General features: G+C 52.6%; 18 protein-coding genes. 6 read left to right on the plus strand and 12 right to left on the minus strand.

Going from position 1 to position 19034, the window contains the following annotated elements:
* Positions 1 to 50: 50 nt before the first annotated feature.
* Together ACGHAD_RS00065 and ACGHAD_RS00070 are read left to right on the plus strand one after the other, a co-directional pair.
* Positions 51 to 1370, plus strand: coding sequence for a GGDEF domain-containing protein (locus tag ACGHAD_RS00065; RefSeq protein WP_382414257.1), 1320 nt, complete (start codon positions 51 to 53; stop codon positions 1368 to 1370).
* Between the two features lie 89 nt (positions 1371 to 1459).
* Positions 1460 to 2581 (plus strand): pectate lyase, encoded by a 1122-nt coding sequence (locus ACGHAD_RS00070; RefSeq protein WP_382414255.1) that lies wholly within the window; start codon positions 1460 to 1462, stop codon positions 2579 to 2581.
* Here ACGHAD_RS00070 and ACGHAD_RS00075 read toward each other — a convergent pair.
* The 4 genes from ACGHAD_RS00075 to glyQ are packed head-to-tail and all read right to left on the minus strand — an operon-like array spanning position 2553 to position 6949.
* Complete coding sequence (locus tag ACGHAD_RS00075) at positions 2553 to 3341, minus strand: lysophospholipid acyltransferase family protein (RefSeq protein WP_382414253.1); 789 nt, start codon at positions 3339 to 3341, stop codon at positions 2553 to 2555. The two genes, ACGHAD_RS00070 and ACGHAD_RS00075, sit on opposite strands and share 29 nt — an antisense overlap.
* Positions 3341 to 3916 carry a D-glycero-beta-D-manno-heptose 1,7-bisphosphate 7-phosphatase gene (gmhB, locus tag ACGHAD_RS00080; RefSeq protein WP_339617773.1) on the minus strand — a complete coding sequence of 192 codons (576 nt, stop codon included), beginning with the start codon at positions 3914 to 3916 and terminating at the stop codon, positions 3341 to 3343. The genes ACGHAD_RS00075 and gmhB overlap by 1 nt, the downstream gene beginning before the upstream one ends.
* Before the next feature lie 5 nt (positions 3917 to 3921).
* Positions 3922 to 6000, minus strand: coding sequence for a glycine--tRNA ligase subunit beta (glyS, locus tag ACGHAD_RS00085; RefSeq protein ID WP_382414250.1), 2079 nt, complete (start codon positions 5998 to 6000; stop codon positions 3922 to 3924).
* 1 nt (position 6001) lies between these two features.
* Positions 6002 to 6949 carry a glycine--tRNA ligase subunit alpha gene (glyQ, locus tag ACGHAD_RS00090; protein ID WP_339617775.1) on the minus strand — a complete coding sequence of 316 codons (948 nt, stop codon included), beginning with the start codon at positions 6947 to 6949 and terminating at the stop codon, positions 6002 to 6004.
* Between the two features lie 278 nt (positions 6950 to 7227).
* Here glyQ and ACGHAD_RS00095 point away from each other — a divergent pair, with 278 nt between their 5' ends.
* The 4 genes from ACGHAD_RS00095 (at position 7228) to ACGHAD_RS00110 (ending at position 11398) form a co-directional block, all read left to right on the plus strand.
* Positions 7228 to 8097: a lysophospholipid acyltransferase family protein gene (locus ACGHAD_RS00095; protein ID WP_382414248.1), complete on the plus strand. Its 870-nt coding sequence runs from the start codon at positions 7228 to 7230 to the stop codon at positions 8095 to 8097.
* A gap of 78 nt (positions 8098 to 8175) precedes the next feature.
* A complete protein-coding gene (locus tag ACGHAD_RS00100; protein ID WP_382414246.1) occupies positions 8176 to 8922 on the plus strand; it encodes an ATP-dependent zinc protease in 747 nt (248 codons plus the stop codon).
* A complete protein-coding gene (locus tag ACGHAD_RS00105; RefSeq protein WP_339617779.1) occupies positions 8919 to 10442 on the plus strand; it encodes a UUP1 family membrane protein in 1524 nt (507 codons plus the stop codon). The genes ACGHAD_RS00100 and ACGHAD_RS00105 overlap by 4 nt, the downstream gene beginning before the upstream one ends.
* A complete protein-coding gene (locus tag ACGHAD_RS00110; RefSeq protein ID WP_339617780.1) occupies positions 10442 to 11398 on the plus strand; it encodes an alpha-L-glutamate ligase-like protein in 957 nt (318 codons plus the stop codon). The genes ACGHAD_RS00105 and ACGHAD_RS00110 overlap by 1 nt, the downstream gene beginning before the upstream one ends.
* A gap of 19 nt (positions 11399 to 11417) precedes the next feature.
* Here ACGHAD_RS00110 and ACGHAD_RS00115 read toward each other — a convergent pair whose 3' ends face one another.
* From ACGHAD_RS00115 to ACGHAD_RS00150, 8 genes are all read right to left on the minus strand, one after another.
* On the minus strand, positions 11418 to 12542 hold the full coding sequence (locus ACGHAD_RS00115; protein ID WP_382414244.1) for a DUF748 domain-containing protein: 1125 nt from the start codon (positions 12540 to 12542) through the stop codon (positions 11418 to 11420).
* A gap of 105 nt (positions 12543 to 12647) precedes the next feature.
* Positions 12648 to 13073 carry a DUF3465 domain-containing protein gene (locus ACGHAD_RS00120; protein WP_382414242.1) on the minus strand — a complete coding sequence of 142 codons (426 nt, stop codon included), beginning with the start codon at positions 13071 to 13073 and terminating at the stop codon, positions 12648 to 12650.
* Entirely contained in the window at positions 13070 to 13423 is a 354-nt protein-coding gene (locus tag ACGHAD_RS00125) for a VOC family protein (protein ID WP_382414240.1), read from the minus strand. Before ACGHAD_RS00125 ends, ACGHAD_RS00120 begins: the two co-directional genes overlap by 4 nt.
* A 112-nt stretch (positions 13424 to 13535) precedes the next feature.
* Complete coding sequence (locus ACGHAD_RS00130) at positions 13536 to 14096, minus strand: LPXTG cell wall anchor domain-containing protein (protein WP_339617783.1); 561 nt, start codon at positions 14094 to 14096, stop codon at positions 13536 to 13538.
* 10 nt (positions 14097 to 14106) lie between these two features.
* Complete coding sequence (locus tag ACGHAD_RS00135) at positions 14107 to 14844, minus strand: class D sortase (protein ID WP_382414238.1); 738 nt, start codon at positions 14842 to 14844, stop codon at positions 14107 to 14109.
* A gap of 240 nt (positions 14845 to 15084) precedes the next feature.
* Positions 15085 to 16680 (minus strand): alkyl hydroperoxide reductase subunit F, encoded by a 1596-nt coding sequence (ahpF, locus tag ACGHAD_RS00140; RefSeq protein WP_382414236.1) that lies wholly within the window; start codon positions 16678 to 16680, stop codon positions 15085 to 15087.
* Between the two features lie 85 nt (positions 16681 to 16765).
* Positions 16766 to 17332, minus strand: coding sequence for an alkyl hydroperoxide reductase subunit C (gene ahpC, locus ACGHAD_RS00145; RefSeq protein ID WP_339617786.1), 567 nt, complete (start codon positions 17330 to 17332; stop codon positions 16766 to 16768).
* Positions 17333 to 17556: 224 nt separating this feature from the next.
* Positions 17557 to 19002 carry a TrkH family potassium uptake protein gene (locus ACGHAD_RS00150; protein WP_339617787.1) on the minus strand — a complete coding sequence of 482 codons (1446 nt, stop codon included), beginning with the start codon at positions 19000 to 19002 and terminating at the stop codon, positions 17557 to 17559.
* Between the last annotated feature and the right edge of the window lie 32 nt (positions 19003 to 19034).

Below are 19034 nucleotides of genomic sequence, written 5' to 3' on the forward strand. Positions count from 1 at the left end.
ATGTTGCGGTAAGCTGCCTTACTATCGACGACACAACGGATACGCTGTTTGTGAGTACACAACGTTTAGCTGAAACGTTTCCCCGGTGGTTGTTGTTTGCCGCTTTACTACTGACACTGCTTGCAGTGGTTGGCCATCAGTTTATACCTCCACGTGTGCACACCCTCCTGCCTGATACCAATGCGACGCGTTTTATTTACGGTGACTCAGATACCGGCGGCGGTACACGGGTAGAGTGGTTAGACTATGAAAAAAACGCTTTTCGCTGCAGCCGGGTAGCCGATAAACCATCGCATTATTGCGGCTTTAATTTGGCGCTAAGCGAGGATTATATCAGCGGAATTGATATCGCAGCGTTTGACGAGCTGCGCCTGGTGATGACGGTAAACTCCACTAAGCCGCGCCTGTCCATTTTTATGCGAAACTACAACCCCGCTTACAGTACTCCCGATAATGGCGACAGTGCGCAGTACATTGTTTTTAATGTTCGCACCGAAGATATTGACCCCGAGTTGGTGATTGGTTTAGATGAGTTTCGTGTGGCCGATTGGTGGTTGGAATCCCACGATATTCCCCGGCAATATATTAAGCCTGAATTTACCAACATTACCTTAATAGGCGCTAACTTTGGCAGTAACCTGCCGGTGGGCGAGCACGATTTGGAAATTGTCAGGATGCAACTGCAGGGCCCCTGGGTTGCGGCTGAGCTTTGGTACCGGTGGGTGATCGGAGTGTGGCTTGTGGGTGGTTTTGGTTTTTTGCTTATCCAGTCGGTTTACTACGCTCGGCGCGCCAAGGGTAGCGAGCGTCGCTATCGTTGGTTGCAGTCGCGCCATAAACAACTGCGAGATCAAGCGGATAACCTACGGGATATGGCGCAGCGCGATAAGCTTACCGGGCTACTCAACCGCTATGGTCTGGAGCTGTCGCTCGATACGCTGACTCATCACAGAGATATGCCGGTCGCATTGCTCTTGCTCGATATCGATCATTTTAAGCGAATCAACGACCGCCGTGGTCACAACCAAGGCGATAAGGTATTAATTCATATCGCGAATATTTTGAATGATAATACCCGCGCTGGAGACTTAGTGGCCCGCTGGGGCGGAGAGGAGTTTTTAATAGTCGCCTGTGATATCGATGCCAGCGAAATTTACACCTTGGCCGATAAAATCCGCACGCGAATTTTCTCGGAGGAATGTTTTAGTGCCGAACAGCCGCTATCGGTCAGTGCCAGTGTGGGTGCAGTACAGTGGCGGCCGGATGAGACCTTTGAGCAAAGCTTACACCGTGCCGATGAGCTGCTCTATCAAGCCAAAGGCATTGGACGTAACTGCGCGGTAACAGATCAGCCTGCCACTCACGGATAATCGTGCATCGTGTGTCCCGAGGCGCCGCTGTTGAGTTACAATATCGCGCAACTTATATTCTCGCTATGCCAACCTTATTGAGCGCAGCTTTGATTCATACCCGTATCACTTGTCTTATTTTGCTTCTGACGCTGGGCGCCTGTAGCCATCAGCCCCCGGTGTATCGCCCGGTGGCGACGGATGGCTTCGCCCGAGTACTTGAGTTTTGGCAACGAACTCATAGTGACGAGAAGGTCGACCTTTACAGTCAAGACCAAATTCTGGCGATAGCTGACAACCTGTTGTTAATGCAGCGCAACAACGGCGGCTGGCCAGCGAATATTAACCCTTTCCGCAAGCTTACCGGCGATCAGCGCTTACAGTTTTTAAAAGACCAAAATGCGCGCGATGCTAGTTTTGCTAACGCCAATATTATTCCGCAAATTTTTTATCTATCTCATGTCTATTTGCAAACGGGCGATGTGCGCTACCGCGATAGCGCTAAAAAAGCGTTTCGGTTGGTCATGAGCGCCCAGTTGTACAACGGCGGTTGGAGCCAACAAGCCCAGTCAGCGACAGATGAGATGGCGACCATTGATACCCGCGCCACCGTTACTGCCCTTAGATTTTTACGGCGTGTGGCAGGAGGAGAGATGCCTTATGGTTATGTCCCGTTTGATATGCGTCGCGAGGCAGCCGACAGCGTGCGTAAAGGCGATCAGTTATTATTGCGCCTGCAGCAAGCACACGACAGTCGCGCCAGCATTTGGGCTGGCGCTTACGATTTAAAAACATCGCAACCGACAGCCGCAAGCGCCGAGGTAGTCGCCGCGTTAGACCCTGAGGTAAGCGTACGGATTACCCGTTATTTTATGCAAATTGAGCGGCCCCCCGCTGAGGTAGTGCGTGCGGTAACCGGCGCTGCCGATTGGTTTAGCCGCAACACCTTGCAACAGGCGCAGTTACGCTCTGGCGCTAAACGGCCGGGCTGGTTGCCTGCGTATTCGCGGGTTGCGCTACCGCGTAAAGCGGTTTGGGCACGGGAATATACCATTGCGACCAGTAAACCGTTGGTGGGCGCTGCAAATGGTCGCACTGTAAAGCCTTACGAGGTCAATGCTCTGGCGGCCGATCACGACTGGTACGGTAGTTGGGCGCGCGAGTTACTGCAGACAGAGTACCCTCGCTGGCGGCGCCGCGTGATTATTCCGTCGGGGAGTCCGACGCTTTAGGGGTGTTTTTTTGCTGTTGCCACGGGGCGTATCTACCGTCGTCGCGGGCGATCGGCAATTGTTCGATTTGCTGCTCTATCCAATTTTTTAACTCTTCAGTCAGTGTTTTGCGATCGCGCCCCTCGGTGGGAATCGCATCGCCAATCACAATAGAAATCTCACCCGGGTATTTTAAAAAATGCTTATGCGGCCAGCACTCGGCGGCATTGTGCGCGACGGGAATAATCGGTGTACCGGTACTGCAGGCGATATCGGCACCGCTGCGCGCGTAGTTGCCGATTTTGCCTAAACCAATGCGTGTGCCCTCGGGAAACACCAATACACTGATCCCTTGTTTTAAGCGCTCGATGCTTTTAATTTTTACATCTTTAAGCGCTTGCATACGGTTGCTGCGATCAATCGCAATGGGCCGCATTGATGCCAAGCCCCACCCAAAAAAAGGGATTCGCAATAACTCTTTCTTTAAAATAACACTCACCGGGGCTAAGTGATACTGTAAAAACAGTGTTTCCCAAGTGCTTTGGTGTTTGGCCATAATCACCACTGGGTGATTTTTATATTGGCGCTGGTCGATTACTTTTATGCGGATATTGCAGGTAACTTTTAGCCACCACATTACAAACCGGTTCCACAAGGTCACTGCGCGCCAACGCAGCGGGTAAGGCAAAAAGGGCCACAGCAGTAGGCTAACTGTGCCGCCAATAATCCCCGAGCTGTAATAACCGGTGTTAAACAATAAAGTGCGCAGGTACAGCAACATCAGACGTCCTGTTCAATAATTAACTCAGCGGCTGCGGCTAAATCGGCCACAATAGTCACCGCGTGCCCGCCAAGGCTAAATTCGGCCTCAGCACCGGGCGAGTGTTCCAGTTGTGTGCGGGTGGTAGCGCCGTTGCCGGTTTCTACCAACATTAACCGGCAGCCTTTGGCGAGCCCGGTTTGCAAGTCGCGCAAACTATCGCCGACAAACGTACAGCCCTCGGCGCTGGTATTGAACACCGCCTCGATGGCATCCACCAAGCCGGGCAAAGGTTTGCGACATTTACAGCTATCGTCGGGGCCGTGTGGGCAGTAAAAAATCGCACCCAGCTCGGCCTCTTGCGCCTCGACTAACTGAGTGAGTTTGGCGTGCATTGCCTCAAGGTCGTCGAGATCGAAATAGCCCCTCGCTAACCCCGACTGATTGGTTGCCACCACCACAGTAAAACCCGCCTTATACAGGCGGGCGATTGCCTCAATACTGCCGGGTAGTGGTTGCCATTGCTCCGCGCTGCGGACGTAATCACCGGTGTCTTGATTGATAACGCCGTCGCGATCGAGAATCACCAGTTTCATTGCTATTACCCTTTTGTCGGTGCCAGCGCTGAAATGTCGGCCACCTGTAAAAATAAACCGCGCAACTGCGCGAGCAGAGCGAGACGGTTATTTTTTAAGGCCTCGTCGTCGGCCATGACCATGACGTCATCAAAAAAGGTGTCCACGGCGGCGCGCAAGGTGGCCAGTTCAGCCAGGGCATCGGCATAGCGACGCTCGGTAAACAGTGGCTCGACTCGCTGAGCTTTGTCGGCTACAGCCTCTGCCAATTGTTGCTCGGCAGGCTCTTTAAGTAGCTCGGGTTTTACTTCGGTGGCCGGAGCGCTATCGAGCTTGCTTAATATATTGGATACGCGTTTATTGGCCGCCGCTAACGCTTGCGCTTCAGGCAGTTGCGCAAAAGCGTCTACCGCTAGTACCCGAGTGTTTATATCTACCGGGTGGCTCAGCTTTTTAGCGGCTACCGCTAAGTAAACCTCGGTGGCAATTTGATCTTCTTCATACCAGGCGCGAAAGCGATCCAGCATGTAAGCCAACGATTCTTCTACCGCATTTTCGGCGTCTTTAATGCTGTCGCCGTGATTGCGGGCGGCGCGCGTTAACAGCTCGCGCAAATCTAAATTGATGTCTTTTTCGACCATCAAGCGCAAAGCCCCTAAACTTGCACGGCGCAGTGCGAAAGGATCTTTGGAGCCGGTAGGCTTTTGCCCGATACCAAAGATACCGACGATGGTGTCGAGGCGGTCGGCCAATGCTATCAGCGTACCTGTGACGGTGTGAGGTAGTTCATCGCCGGCGTATTTTGGCAGGTACTGCTCTTTAAGCGCGTTGGCGACCTCTGGGTCTTCGCCGTCGTTTAAGGCGTAATAGTAGCCGGCAATCCCCTGCATTTTATCGAACTCCAGCACCATCTCGGTAACCAGGTCAACTTTTGATAACTCGCCAGCGCGTTTGGCTTTAGTTGCATCGGCGCCAATGTCGCTGGCAATGCTGGCCGCGAGCGCGGCGATGCGGTCGGTTTTATCTAAAATGCTGCCGAGCTTAGCTTGAAACACAATGGAGCCTAAACGTTGGCGTTGCGATTCTAAGCTGTGTTTTTTATCGGTCTCAAAAAAGAAGGCAGCGTCAGAAAGTCGCGGGCGAATCACGCGCTCGTTGCCATCGATGACTTGCGCGGGATCTTTCGATTCGATATTGGCTACGGTAATAAAGTAGGGCTTAAGCTGGCCGTCGTGGTCGACCACGTGAAAGTATTTTTGGTGCTCAGCCATCGAAGAGATCAACGCCTCGGCGGGAACCTCCAAAAAGCGCTCTTCAAAACGGCCGGTTAAGGCGACGGGCCACTCAACCAGAGCGGTGACTTCGTCCAGCAGCTCTTCGCTGATAACCGCAGTGCCGTCGATGGCGGCGGCTTCGCGATTGACTTGCTCTATAATTAACGCTCGGCGCGCCGCCATATCGACTTGCACGTAAGCGTTAAGCATGGTGGTCACATAGTCGGCAGCAGAGTTAATGCTCACCGCTTGATTGTGATGGAAGCGATGGCCGCGGCTTTCGCGCCCGGCGTTTAGGCCGAGCACTTGGGCGTCTATCACATCGCTGCCGTAGAGCATCACCAACCAGTGTGCCGGGCGAACAAACTCAGTACGTTTTGCCCCCCAGCGCATCCGTTTAGGGATGGGTAACTTGGCTAAAGAGTCGTTAACAATGCCTGCTAAGAGCTCGACGGCGGGTTCGCCACCGGCTTGTTGATGGGCCACAAGTTTGTCGGCCTTGCCGTCGTTTTCGGTTTTGAGCTGATCGATCTCTAGGCCGTTTTTCTTGGCAAAGGCTTCGGCGGCGCGCGTCGGCTTGCCGTCGGCAGCAAATGCCACTTGAGCCGGCGGCCCCCAGTTCGTCACCTGGCGTACCGGGGTGGCCTCGGCCAGTTGCCCTACCACTAACGCTAAACGGCGAGGCGAGGCGTAGCTATTGATGTTGCTGTAGGCCAATCCGGCCTCATCCAGCCCAGCTTTAACGCCGTTGGCGAGTGCGGCCAAGAGGTTTTTCAGGGCTGTGGGGGGCAGCTCTTCGGTGCCCAGCTCTAATAAAAAATCACGAGACATCTTATTTCTCCTCCCCGGCTAATAACTCCGCGCGCAAATCGTCCGCTGCAAGCGGAAAGCCCAGGGCTTTACGGGCATCAAAATAGGCTTGGGCCACCGCGCGCGCCAAGGTACGAACCCGCAGAATAAAGCGCTGGCGCTCGGTAACCGAAATGGCGTGGCGGGCATCCAGTAGGTTAAACGCGTGTGAGGCTTTCATAACCATTTCATAGGCGGGCAGAGCGAGGCCGGCGTCTACCAGGCGTTGGCTCTCGCGCTCGCAAACGTCAAAGGTCTGAAACAGAAACTCGACATCGGCGTGTTCAAAGTTGTAGGTCGACATCTCGACTTCGTTTTGGTGAAACACATCGCCGTAAGAGACTTTTTTGCCGTCGGGGCTGATGGTCCAGGTTAGATCAAAGATTGAGTCGACACCCTGCAGGTACATGGCGATGCGCTCAAGGCCGTACGTGATTTCGCCCGTCACTGGGTAGCATTCAATGCCGCCCACCTGCTGGAAGTAGGTGAACTGAGTCACCTCCATACCGTTGAGCCACACCTCCCAACCAAGGCCCCAGGCGCCCAATGTGGGGGATTCCCAGTTGTCTTCAACAAAGCGGACGTCGTGCACGTTAGTGTCTATGCCCAGCTCGCGCAGCGACTCTAGGTAGAGGTCTTGAATGTTGTCGGGCGATGGCTTGAGTACTACCTGAAACTGGTAATAATGCTGCAACCGGTTGGGGTTTTCGCCGTAGCGGCCATCTGTGGGGCGGCGGCAGGGCTGAACGTAGGCGCTGTGCCAGGTTTCGGGGCCGATGGCGCGCAGGAAGGTTGCCGGGTGAAAGGTTCCCGCCCCCACTTCCATATCCAGCGGTTGCAGAATAACGCAGCCCTGGCGGGCCCAATATTCTTGCAGGGCGAGGATGAGCCCCTGAAACGTACTAACATCAGCTTTTGGTCGTTCGGACACGGTGTTTTGCCTCCGGGCAAGTGCATGTGGCTCGCGTGATTAGGATGAGAATCTTAAGACAATAAAGCCATTGAGACTGTCTGGACCACGCAAAGGGGCGAATTATAGCGTCAGTACTGGCCTATTGGTATGGTGCAACCGCAAAGTGCGGGCTATTGGGGGCAAATTAGCCGGTAAAGTGACGCGATTATGCACTTAAGTGGGTGTAAGCGCTTTTCGTTTTTGCGCAATTTCCGGTAAGCTTCACCACGATTTTTACTGCTGTGGGGTTGCGGCACTTGAAAGACACCGTGATATTGATGCTACTTAAAGTGGTGGGGAGCCTGCCGCTATGGATGGCCCGCGCTTTGGGCGCGGGCGTCGGTGGGCTAATGTGGTACACGGGTTCGCGTGCCGCCCGGGTGACAGAGACCAACCTAGCGCTCTGTTATAGCGAGCTGAGCGACCGCGAGCGCCGTAAACTGGCGCGTCAGAGCCTGCTGGAGGCCGGTCGGACCGGCGCTGAGATCCCAGTCGTTTGGCGCCGCTCGGACGCCTGGATCCGCCACCGGGTAAAGGCCTTTCACGGCAGTGACTTGCTTCGCGAAGCCTTGGCCAAAAAACGCGGAGTGATCGTTTTGACGCCTCACTTGGGCAACTGGGAAGTGTTGCCCGCCATACTGACCCTGTATGAACAGGTGGCTATGTTGTATCAGCCGCCCAAGGGTGAGGCCCTGCATCAATATTTGCAACGTGTTCGGCATCGCCCGGGCACCACCTTGGCCCCCACCACCGGACGGGGGGTGGCGGCGTTGACAAAAGCCCTGCGGGCGGGTCAATTGGCTGCTATCCTGCCCGACCAAGTACCCGATGTGGGTAAAGGCGGTATTGAGGTGCCGTTTATGGGTGAGCAAGCGTTAACCATGACGTTGTTACACAGCATGTTGCAACGCAGTGAGTGCGACGTTTTATTGATTTACGTACTGCGGGTCAGGGGCGGATTCGAGGTGGTGGCAACGCGCTGTGACGAGGCTGTTTACAGCAGCGATGTCCATGAGTCAGTGGCGGCCCTGAATCGCACGGTCGCCAGCGCTGTCGCTAGCGCACCGGCGCAGTATCAGTGGGAGTACAAAAGGTTTAAAGGACGCGAACAAGGGGAGCCTTACTAGGGGCACCCTAAAGGTAACTAAGGTTAGACCTTAAATAACAGTGAGCTGAGCTCGTTTTAAATTATGCAGGTTATAAAGATGTATCGACGTTATCCAGCTGTATTGCTGAGTTTAGTGGCCCTGCTTGCCGTTGGTTGTGCCAGTAATTACCGCGTAGTCAAAACCGCGCAACTGGACACCGTGAGCCAGTGTGCGGCTATGGCTGATCAAAACCATCAGCAGTTACTGGTTCAACAACAGCAGCTGTCCTTGCGTGTTGATGAAGTTTTGCAGCAACTGAACGTGACTCAAACTCAGGCGCCACAAACTGAGCCGCTCAACTGCCCTGAAGTGACTTATATTGCTGAGCCACCGGCGACATCGTCGCCGCGCGAGGGTCGGGATGCCGCCTCGAAGCAGTTAGTGGGCGCGGTTGAGCAGGTTCGTTTTGATGGCTTGGGTATGACCCTCGACGCGCGGATCGATACCGGCATTGCGACAGCCGTGCTTGATGCTCGGGATGTTCAGCCGTTTGAACGCAACAGCGAAGACTGGGTGCGTTTTGTGGTGCAGTCCAAGGGGGGTGAACCACAAGAGATCGAGCGCAAGTTAACACGCATGGCGAGTTTGCCCGCCGGCAATGGCGAGGGCAAAAAACGCCCGGTCATCAGCATGCGGTTTACGCTCGGTCGTGTGTCCCAACAAGGCGAGTTTATTTTGGCTGATCGCAGTACGAACGAATATCCGGTACTACTGGGCCGGCTTGCGCTGCGCGATGTGATGATTGTCGATGTAGGTCGTAATAATTTGGCGCCGGTACCGGCAGAGCAAGGTGAGACGCCATGAAGATGCAGCGTTTGCCGTTTTACTTATTGATATTGGCACTGTTAGTGGCAGGCTTTGGTACGGCGTGGTTACGTCATATAGAAACCGATGTTCCGCTAATGCCTGGCGAGCAAAAACCGGTATGGCTCATTGAGGCGCGTATCGATTTTTTTGCCCAAGGTGGCGAAACCACGGTGCGACTGGATCTGCCGGATGAAACTCCGGGGTTTCGGTTAATTCGCGAGCAAGCGGCGTCCTCGGGTTATGGTTTTGCGGTCCTTAACGACAACAACAATCGCCGTGCCGAGTGGACCCGCCGCAGTGCCGGAGGCTACCAAACCCTGTACTACAACGCCCAGTATTTGCCGGTAACACGCAATGCCAGCGATCTAGCGTTGGGCGACGACTTAGCCCCCAAAGTCAGCGAAGTTTTTTGGGATGAACCACAAGCGACGGCTGCTCGCGAGCTATTGCGCGGTGCCCGTTCACGCTCGACGACACCAGCCAGTACGGCCCGCGAAATATTAAAGCTGCTGAACAGCTCACCCGATCAAAATGCCGAGTTGTTACTCGCCGCCGAGCCGGATCGTGCCGACCTGCTGGTTAACTTGCTTAACCAATCGGGCGTGGCGGCGCGCACCGTAATGGGGTTGTACCTTGAGGACGCCCGGCGCCGACAAAGCTTAACCCCCATGGTCGAAGTGTTTACCGATAATGGCTGGGTGGTGATTAATGCCAATACAGGGGAGCAGGGCTTGCCCGAAAACCTACTGCTGTGGTCGCGCGGTGAAGCCGCCCAGCTAGATGTTATTGGTGGTGAGAACTCGCGGTTAAGTTTTTCCATGATTCGGCAAACCGTGCCGGCTATGGCGCTGTCAAAAACTCAGTTTAGCGATAACGTCTTTAGCTTACTTGGCGTTTACAGTTTGCCAATTGAAGAGCAGGGCATGTTTAAGCTGCTGTTTTTGTTGCCCCTTGGCGCGTTTGTTGTGGTATTTATGCGCGTGGTAGTGGGCTTACAAACCGCTGGCACCTTTATGCCCATTTTGATCTCGTTGGCCTTTTTGCAGACCTCGCTTGTGCCCGGATTAATCAGTTTTGTGTTGATTGTGGGTTTAGGTTTACTGCTGCGTAGCTATCTATCTTATTTGAATTTGCTGTTGGTGGCCCGTATTGCGGCCCTGATTGTGTTGGTGATCTTCCTGATTAGTGTGTTGTCGCTGGTCGGTTACCGACTCGGTTTTAATGCCGGTATTACGATTACTTTCTTCCCCATGATTATTATTGCCTGGACGATTGAGCGCATGAGCATTCTGTGGGAAGAAGAGGGTGTGCGCGAAGTACTTACCCAGGGTGGCGGTAGTTTGTTAGTCGCGATACTGGCGTACTTGCTAATGAGCGTTGAGGTCATTAACCACTTGAGCTTTAATTTCCCCGAGTTGAACTTAGTGATTCTGGCGTTAATTTTGGTGATGGGGCAGTACACCGGCTACAAGCTATCCGAGTTGTATCGCTTTCAATCTATGCGGGCCGATGACTGATGTTAATTAGCCCGGGTAAACTAAAGCGCTTAGGTATGTTGGGCATGAACTGCCGCAACCGAGATTTTATTGGCCGCTACAATGACCGCCGTTTGTACCCATTGGTCGACAACAAATTAAAAACTAAATTGTTGGCCGAAGAGTATCAATTGGCGACGCCGCAGTTGCGTTTTACTATTCGCGAGCAACACCAGATTTCTCATGTTGGCAATCTGCTAAAAAACCTGAATGGTTTTGCCATCAAGCCGGCCAAAGGCTCGGGTGGTAAAGGTATATGGGTAATCACCGGCCGCGATGGTGACGATTTTGTTAAGTCCTCTGGCGCGGTGATTACGTTGGCGGATATTCGTCGTCACCTAAGTAATACCTTGGCTGGGCTTTATTCGCTGGGTGGCTCAAGCGACGAAGTGTTGATCGAAGATTTGATTGAGTTTGACACTTGCTTTGATGGCTTTTCATTTGAAGGCGTGCCCGATATACGCATAGTTGTGTTTCGCGGGTTTCCTGTTATGGCGATGTTGCGCTTGGCCACCCACGCTTCAGATGGCAAGGCAAATTTGCACCAAGGTGCGGTGGGCGTGGGTTTGGATTTGGCCACCGGACGCAGTTTAAACGCCGTACAGTTTGGCCGGCCTATCTATGAACACCCGGATACCAAGCGCGCCCTGAGCGATATTAACATTGCTGACTGGCACGGTATGTTGTTGTTGGCCGCACGCTGTTACGAGATGACCGGGCTTGGTTATGTTGGTGCTGATTTGGTGCTGGATGCCAACCGAGGCCCAGAGCTGTTGGAGTTAAATGCTCGCCCAGGCTTGGCGATTCAGGTGGCCAATGGCCGGGGTTTATTGCCGCGCTTGCGTCATATCGAAACCTTAAAAGAAAAGCAGTTTCCCGATGCCCTAAGTCGAGTTAATTACGTTAAAGAGCACTTTGCCGCCGAGACGCTGCTATAAAAAGTGTATGGTCGCCGCTTTATGTATCGTCGGCATCGGTTTTTTCAGCGTCGTCGGGCGTGTCATCGGTCAAAGGTGTTATTTTGTCGTAGCGCGAATGCAGTGCATCGATAAATGCGTTGTGCAGTACTCCCAGTACAGCCTGCCAAGAACTAATATCAGTGTCTTCCAGTGAGCCTTTTATATCGATTTGCGTGGCGACTTTATCGCTTTCGATATTGGTAATAAGCGCACTGATTAACCCCCATCCGGCTTCCCACAATAACTGCAAAGGATTGTCGCCCTGCTGTTCCACATCCTGTTGCCAGCTGGCGATATTAATGTCTTCAAACAGCGGTTTAATGTAGCCGTTTAATTCGCGGTCGCGGGCACTGATCTCGGCAAATATCTGCCCGTGACCGGATTTAAAATCGATATTGGCATAAGCTCTGGCAAAATCATTTAAGCGGTTTATCCGAACATTTTTGGCGTCGGCGGCAAACTCAAAATCATTAAAATCAAAGGGATCAAAGTCAGCTTTGGCCGTTAGTGGACTATCACCAAACAGTTGGCCGGTGAGTGTGGCACTGGCCACTCGTCGGCCGTCGGCGTCTTTAACGTTGGTGAGATTGGTCAGTTCGGCGTCAATCTCTTCAACCGCAATATTAACGGTAGGGGTGGTGTCGAGGTTTTGAAAACGAATAATGCCATCGTGAATCACCAGTTTGTGCAAGGTGACCGGTAAAATCTCTTCAAATACGCTTAACCAGTTGGTCCCTTCACCGGTTTGTTGGTCCTCTTTTTTGTTGGCATCGAGAAAAGTCAGCTCGGGTTTTGTCAATTTTACACGGGTGAGAACCTCACCGTGGCGCAGACCCTCCCAGCTAAGGGCAATGGCGAAAGTTTCCACGGTAAAGAAGTCCACCGGGTTTTTTTCGGTATCACGTTTTATTACTAGGTCTTTTAATAAGTATTCGCCATCGATAATACCCAAATCTACATCTTCAACATGGCCGCTATAAGAGCCCATATCGTTCAATACCCGGAAGTTAAGGTAATGTTTGATAATAAAAGGGGCCAGTATGTACAAGATGACCAAAAGCGCAGCGAGCGTTAGCCCAAGCCATTTAAGAGAAGGTTTTAAGCGAGGAGCGTGTAAGTGCATGGTTGGCCATCGTTAGTTAAAGGCGCGGTTATCAAAAGTGATAACCGCTAAATGCCATAAACAGTACAACAATTGTGCCAAGCCATTAGGGAGGGGTTTGCATTGCTACCAATACTGCTGGCCGTGGTGGCGAAGCCAGCCATTTGGGTGGCGGCCCTGAGGATCTTTATGTGTCCAGTGGACAACGCCGCCTTGCGTATTCCACTCGTATTCGCCGTTAAACTCCACGGTGTCGCCCTTGCGCAGATTGGCTAAACGCGGTGCCAGATCAATATTGTGGGCAATCAGCAGAGTTTGCTGTCCACTAATTTTTAGAATAAATCGTTGATGTCGCGAGCCTTTGATATCGTCAGACAGCACTCGCGTAACGATACCGCTGCCACTGACTTGAATATTACTGCGCTGCTGTTGCCAAGCTTGATACAGAGCGTCAACGCCGGTTGACCCAGTCGCTGTGTGGTTAGCTTCTCCGCAACCGCTAAGCCATAGCATCAGGCTTAGGGTGATAAACGCTAATGTGTTAAGGCTCATACTTCGGACCAAACCGCAAATTCGCTCCCGCCCGGTTCGATAAAATGAAACCGGCGGCCTCCGGGAAAAGCAAAAATATCCTGTGATATCTGCCCGCAGGCTTGTGTTACATCGGCCAGTGATTGCTCTAGATTTTTACTAAAAAATACGATCAAGGCCGCCCCCGACTTGGTACGGCTTGGTGTACTGGAGCGATAAAAGCCGCCAGCTATGGAGTCGTTATGAAAAGCGGTATATTCATCGCCATAGTCGGTGAATTGCCAATGAAAAACGGTTTCAAAAAAGACTTTGCTTGCAGATAAATTTTCTGAGGGGATTTCGAGATAATTAATACTGTGGTGTAAAGGCATTGTGATGCTGAGCTCGTTGTTGCTGATAAGTGTCGGTAACCAGACCGACAGTAAGAGAGCGACTGAACATAAAAGCTGGGCGGTTATTAGTGTAACCGCCCCTGTTGCGCGGTTACTGCTTAGCTGAACGGCGACGACGCATGGCTGTCAGCGCGAGCCCCAAGGAGCAAGCAAGACTGCCGAGCAATGCGATCAGTGGCAAGCTAGAGCCGGTTGAAGGCAGCTCGGTGTAGCTGGTGCTTGCCATGGCGGCACGATCTAGCTCGTCGCTGTCATCTAAGTCGGCGACTAATGCGAAGCGATCGGTCGGGATAAACACTTGCATCGTCGAGTCGCGATTTAAATCGTGAATACTGCGCTCGCGCCCCTCGAGATCTATTTTAAAATCTTTTGGCAAGTTTTTGGTTTGAAAGGTCTCACCGTAGTCACCGTCTTGATGCTCAAACTTAATACGCACTTGGTCGCCCACTGAGCGTACAAACTTAGCGTGTAGTTCAACGTACTCTTTGCCGTTGCGCTCGTGAATACCCTGACACGCCTCGGCAATTTGTGGATAGGCTGAAAGTACTCCAGGCTTCCAGCTGACTTCTGAGCACTCTTTTGCCATCGCCGAGGAGCTAGCGGCAATAGCAACGCCTAGAACGGTAGTTTTGATCAGTGTAGATGTCTTCATAGTATTTTCCTTAATGTAGTTGCGCCAAAGAGTCTTCCGTGGCCGTAACAATAAATCGCTGCGGCGCACTTCCAACAAAGTAAAAGGGGTAGCAGGTGATCAATGTAATTTGAGCGTGCTCAGTAGGTGCGAGCACCTCTACATGAGACGGATCGACAATTTGTAGGTTACTGACGGTATAGTCGCGCGGGCCGTCAGAGGTGGTGACTTTTATTTTGTCGCCCACAGCAATATCTTTTAAACCGCGAAAAAAACTATCGCGATGACCGGCCAAGGCCGCGTTACCTTGGCTGCCGAGAGGTGCGGTTTTATTTAGCCACGATATACCGCGGTTGAGGTTGTGGTGGCTGGCGCCTACGTACACTGGTGCCGAGATGTTTAGTTTGTCAATTTGTAATACGGCGATAGCGGCGTCGCCATCGTTTTTAACCTCTTGGTATTGTTCAATGCGCGTCTTGCTCCACAAGCTGGTATCCACATTATTTGGCAGAGCCATACTGTTGTTAATGTTGCCTTGGGCAGCGGGGGTTGATTGTTGCGCGGGGCTACTCGCCAAAAGGTTTGCTTCTTGGTTGTTTTTAGCGGATGCCAAAAATTGCGCCACATCACGATCGGCCGCGTAGCTGCGACCAGTCACTGACAGCAAGCTGTAGCTAAGCAGCAATAACCCGACACTCCACAATAGAGCTTCACAGGCTTTGTACCGCACAGGTGTTAACCTAGCGGCGTGGTTGGGGTCGTTATCCATAAAGTGGTCATTACCGGACGTTCTCGCTATACGCGAGAGTACAGTTAACGTAGCACAGCTTAGTAACTGGCTAAGACGTTTGTATGAATATAGACCGAAATTGTGAGAGTAAAAGTCGAGGCAGTATTTTATGGCGCGATAATCTGCAAAAAAGCGATTTAACGCGAAAAACCTGGGCGCAGTATCACGCTTTAGTCGTGCCTCTGATTAGATGGCCGGGTTTTCCCGGCCTTAAACCCCTTAACCGTTAGCGACTTGTGCCAGTGCAGGCCCTGTGTCTTCTTCCACCGATTCGCGAATTAAGTGGTCAAAGGCACTTAGCGCTGCGGTTGCACCGGCTCCCATCGAGATAATAATTTGCTTGTAAGGCACAGTCGTTACATCGCCGGCGGCGAATACGCCTGCCATTGAGGTCGCGCCGTTGGCGTCTATCTCAATTTCGCCCTGACGATTGCGCGCGATATCGCTCTCTTGCAGCCACTCGGTATTAGGCACGAGCCCGATTTGCACAAACACTCCCGCAACCTCTAGGGTTTGCGATGCTTTACGGCTTAAATGGCGATCGATATACCTAATCCCTGTGACCTTTTTACCATCACCCGTAATTTCAGTCGTCTGAGCATTGGTGATAATGCTGATATTGGGCATGGAGCGCGCTTTGCGTTGCAGCACCTCATCGGCGCGCAGCGCGTCGCCAAATTCCAACACGGTTACTTTGGTTACAATACCGGCTAAATCGATAGCGGCCTCAATACCGGAGTTGCCGCCGCCGATAACCGCCACGTGCTTACCTTTAAAGAATGGCCCGTCGCAGTGGGGGCAGTAAGCCACGCCGCGAGTGCGGTATTCTTGCTCGCCGGGTACCCCCAGTTCGCGCCAGCGCGCGCCGGTGGCCAATATTACGGAGCGGCTGGTTAAGCTCGCACCGCTTTGCAGTTGCAGCTCGACTTGTTCGCGCCGTTGGATGCCGGTGGCGCGTTGCTCGGTAATAATATCGACGCCGTATTCTTTAACGTGCTGTTCTAAGCTTGCCGCCAGCTTCGGGCCTTCGGTGTAAGGCACGGAAATAAAATTTTCGATCCCGACTGTGTCCATTACTTGTCCGCCAAAACGCTCGGCCACTAAGCCGGTGCGTATGCCTTTACGGGCAGCGTAAATAGCGGCTGCGGCGCCGGCTGGACCGCCGCCTACGACCAGTAAGTCGTAAGGGTCTTTGTGGGCGAGCGCCGTGGCTTTTTGGTCGGCGCTACTGGTGTCGAGCTTTTGCACAATTTCGGCCAGGCTCATCCGCCCTTGGCCGAATGATTCGCCATTTAGATACACGGCGGGCACGGCCATGATCTGCCGCTGCTCCACTTCGTCCTGAAACAGGGCGCCGTCGATCATCACGTGGCTAATGTTGGGGTTGAGGTTCGCCATCAGGTTTAGTGCTTGCACCACGTCGGGACAGTTTTGGCACGACAGTGAAATGTAAGTCTCGAAGTGGTAATCACCCTCGAGTTCGCGAATTTGTTGCAGTAATTCAGGGTCCGCCTTTGATGGATGACCACCAGCTTGTAGTAAGGCCAAGACAAGCGAGGTGAACTCGTGGCCCATTGGTATGCCGGCAAACGCGACCCGCGCTGCGTGATTGGCGGGGCCGATCGCTAGGCTGGGGCTGCGCTCGGCGTTTTGTTCGGTGACGTGAATATTGTCAGAGAGCTCGGCAATTTCGCGCGCGAGTGTGTTGAGCTCTTGTGCTTTGTTTGAGTTACCACTGGAGACACTAAGTGCAATCGGTTTGACGATTTTCTGTAAGTAGCTATCCAGTTGTTGTTTTACATTGGCGTCTAACATTGGAGTGTCCTGTAATAAGTCGGGTGCTGTTTTGTCGTTCAGAGTTAAACCGGCCAGCTGGCCGGTTTAATCTTTGGCCGCCGATTTAGATTTTGCCGATTAAATCCAGCGATGGTGTCAGGGTTTCGGCGCCTTCTTTCCACTTGGCGGGGCAGACTTCGCCGGGGTTGGCGGCGATGTATTGCGCGGCTTTGATCTTGCGCAGCAGTTCGTTGGCGTCGCGGCCAATACCGCCGGCGGTAATCTCGACGATTTGCACCCGGCCTTCTGGATCGACCACAAACGTGCCGCGATCGGCGATGCCTTCCTCCTCAATCATTACCCCAAAGTTGCGGGTCAGGGTGCCGGTTGGGTCGCCAAGCATGGGGTATTGAATCGTACCAATCGCCTCTGATGAGTCGTGCCAGGCTTTGTGGGTAAAGTGCGTATCGGTGGAAACCGAGTAAACCTCGACGCCCAACTGCTTAAACACGTCGTAGTGATCCGCCAAGTCGCTCAGCTCAGTGGGGCAAACAAAGGTAAAGTCGGCGGGATAGAAGAAAAACACACTCCACTTACCCAGAACGTCTTTATCGCTAATATCGATAAATTCGCCATTTTGGTAAGCCTTGGCGTTAAAGGGTTTAAGTTGGCTGTCGATGTAACGGCTCATAGTATCTCCTCGGTAAAAGTGTCAGCTAAAGTTGCTGGGTACGAGGAATATACTATTGGGTTTTATTTTTTTATTGAAATTAGCTATGGTTATGGGTTTGATAGTATTTTGTTATTGTTATCTTTTTGTTAATAGTTTTTGGGCGCGAGGCCTGTGAATGGCCTCGCTTGTTGCCAGTAGTTTGGGCGAGTCATTCAGTGCAGTGAACAGCAACGGGAAACGTTTTAGCGGCGCCAGAACGCGGGCGTCAGTAATACCAATAAGGTAAAGACTTCTAACCGCCCCAGCAGCATGGCAAAGCACAGTACCCATTTGGCGGGACTGTTAATGTCGCCATAGTGCGCGGCGACTTCGCCCATGCCTGGGCCTAAATTGGTGATACAGGCACCCACGGCTGAGAAAGCCGTGCGCAAATCTAATCCGGTGGCCATTAGCACCATAAACATCGCGGCAAATGACACCACATACATGGCAAAAAAGCCCCAAACGGCCTCGATAACACGATCCGGTACGGTGATTTTGCCAACTTTAACCGAGATAACGGCATTGGGGTGGATTAGCCGGTGAATCTCTCGCATGCCCTGTTTGTACAGCAACAGGACCCGGATGTTTTTCATGCCACCGCCGGTGGAGCCAGCGCAACCCCCTAAAAAGGCGAATAAAAACAGCAAATAGGGCAAAAAGCTGGGAAAGCTGGAGTAGTTGCTGGCAAAGCCGGCGGTGGTCATGGTGGAGACAAAGTTAAAGATGCCGAGATAAAAGCTGTCGTGCAACGAGAAGGTTTTAGAGCTGGCTAAATAGGCGACGGTAATCACCGAGCCGATCACAATCCAGGTTAAATAAAACTTCAGCTCCGCATCGGCGACATAATGGGTGATGGATTTTTCCCGCCAAACAAAAAAGTGTAGGGCAAAGTTAACCCCGGCGATCAGCATAAACACCGTGCAAATCATCATAATGGCGGGGGATTCATAGTGCAGGATACTGGCATCGTGGGTTGAGAAGCCGCCGTTGGCAATGGTAGAAAATGCGTGGCAAATCGCTTCAAACCAGTTCATGCCGGCAATTTTGTAGGCCAGTGCGCAACTAAAAGTAAACACTAAATACATGGTAAACAGCGCTTTGGCGGTTTCGGTAATGCGCGGGGTAAGCTTATTGTCTTTGACCGGGCCGGGCGCCTCGGCGCGGTACAGCTGCATGCCGCCGATGCCGAGCATAGGTAAAATGGCGACGGCGATTACAATAATACCGATACCACCAAACCATTGCAGTTGCTGGCGGTAGAATAGAATTGACGGCGGCAGAGTGTCGAGCCCGGTAATCACCGTGGCCCCGGTGGTGGTTAAACCCGAGACCGACTCAAAAAAAGCATCGGTGACGGAGAGGTCTAAACCGTTGGAGAAAAATAGGGGTACCGCCCCGAAGGTGGCCAGTACTAACCAAAAGAGCGCGGTAATCAAAAAGCCATCGCGGGTGCGTAAATCGGCCTTAGAGCGATACACCGGCAGCCAGATTGCCACCCCGGCGCTAAAGGCCACGGCAAAGCCCCACAGAAACGTCATGTAGTTGTGGTCGTTAAACCACAAGCTCACCACGATGGGCAGCAGCAGCGTCATACTAAAAATCATCAACAGCACGCCTAGCACGCGCGCAATTACCGCAAAATGCATGCTTGCTCCGCGAGTGTTGTAGCGTACTGTTG

Source organism: Gilvimarinus japonicus (genome assembly GCF_042847215.1).
Lineage (GTDB): Bacteria > Pseudomonadota > Gammaproteobacteria > Pseudomonadales > Cellvibrionaceae > Gilvimarinus > Gilvimarinus japonicus.

What these genes read in the sequence shown, in the direction of transcription:
- ACGHAD_RS00100 (WP_382414246.1), top strand. Translation starts at nt 8,176, where the DNA reads ATGTATCGACGTTATCCAGCTGTATTGCTGAGTTTAGTGGCCCTGCTT.
- glyS (WP_382414250.1), bottom strand. Translation starts at nt 6,000, where the DNA reads ATGTCTCGTGATTTTTTATTAGAGCTGGGCACCGAAGAGCTGCCCCCC.
- ahpC (WP_339617786.1), bottom strand. Translation starts at nt 17,332, where the DNA reads ATGAGCCGTTACATCGACAGCCAACTTAAACCCTTTAACGCCAAGGCT.
- ACGHAD_RS00120 (WP_382414242.1), bottom strand. Translation starts at nt 13,073, where the DNA reads ATGAGCCTTAACACATTAGCGTTTATCACCCTAAGCCTGATGCTATGG.
- ACGHAD_RS00130 (WP_339617783.1), bottom strand. Translation starts at nt 14,096, where the DNA reads ATGAAGACATCTACACTGATCAAAACTACCGTTCTAGGCGTTGCTATT.
- ACGHAD_RS00075 (WP_382414253.1), bottom strand. Translation starts at nt 3,341, where the DNA reads ATGTTGCTGTACCTGCGCACTTTATTGTTTAACACCGGTTATTACAGC.
- ahpF (WP_382414236.1), bottom strand. Translation starts at nt 16,680, where the DNA reads ATGTTAGACGCCAATGTAAAACAACAACTGGATAGCTACTTACAGAAA.
- ACGHAD_RS00105 (WP_339617779.1), top strand. Translation starts at nt 8,919, where the DNA reads ATGAAGATGCAGCGTTTGCCGTTTTACTTATTGATATTGGCACTGTTA.
- ACGHAD_RS00135 (WP_382414238.1), bottom strand. Translation starts at nt 14,844, where the DNA reads ATGGATAACGACCCCAACCACGCCGCTAGGTTAACACCTGTGCGGTAC.
- ACGHAD_RS00110 (WP_339617780.1), top strand. Translation starts at nt 10,442, where the DNA reads ATGTTAATTAGCCCGGGTAAACTAAAGCGCTTAGGTATGTTGGGCATG.
- ACGHAD_RS00150 (WP_339617787.1), bottom strand. Translation starts at nt 19,002, where the DNA reads ATGCATTTTGCGGTAATTGCGCGCGTGCTAGGCGTGCTGTTGATGATT.
- ACGHAD_RS00115 (WP_382414244.1), bottom strand. Translation starts at nt 12,542, where the DNA reads ATGCACTTACACGCTCCTCGCTTAAAACCTTCTCTTAAATGGCTTGGG.
- gmhB (WP_339617773.1), bottom strand. Translation starts at nt 3,916, where the DNA reads ATGAAACTGGTGATTCTCGATCGCGACGGCGTTATCAATCAAGACACC.
- ACGHAD_RS00125 (WP_382414240.1), bottom strand. Translation starts at nt 13,423, where the DNA reads ATGCCTTTACACCACAGTATTAATTATCTCGAAATCCCCTCAGAAAAT.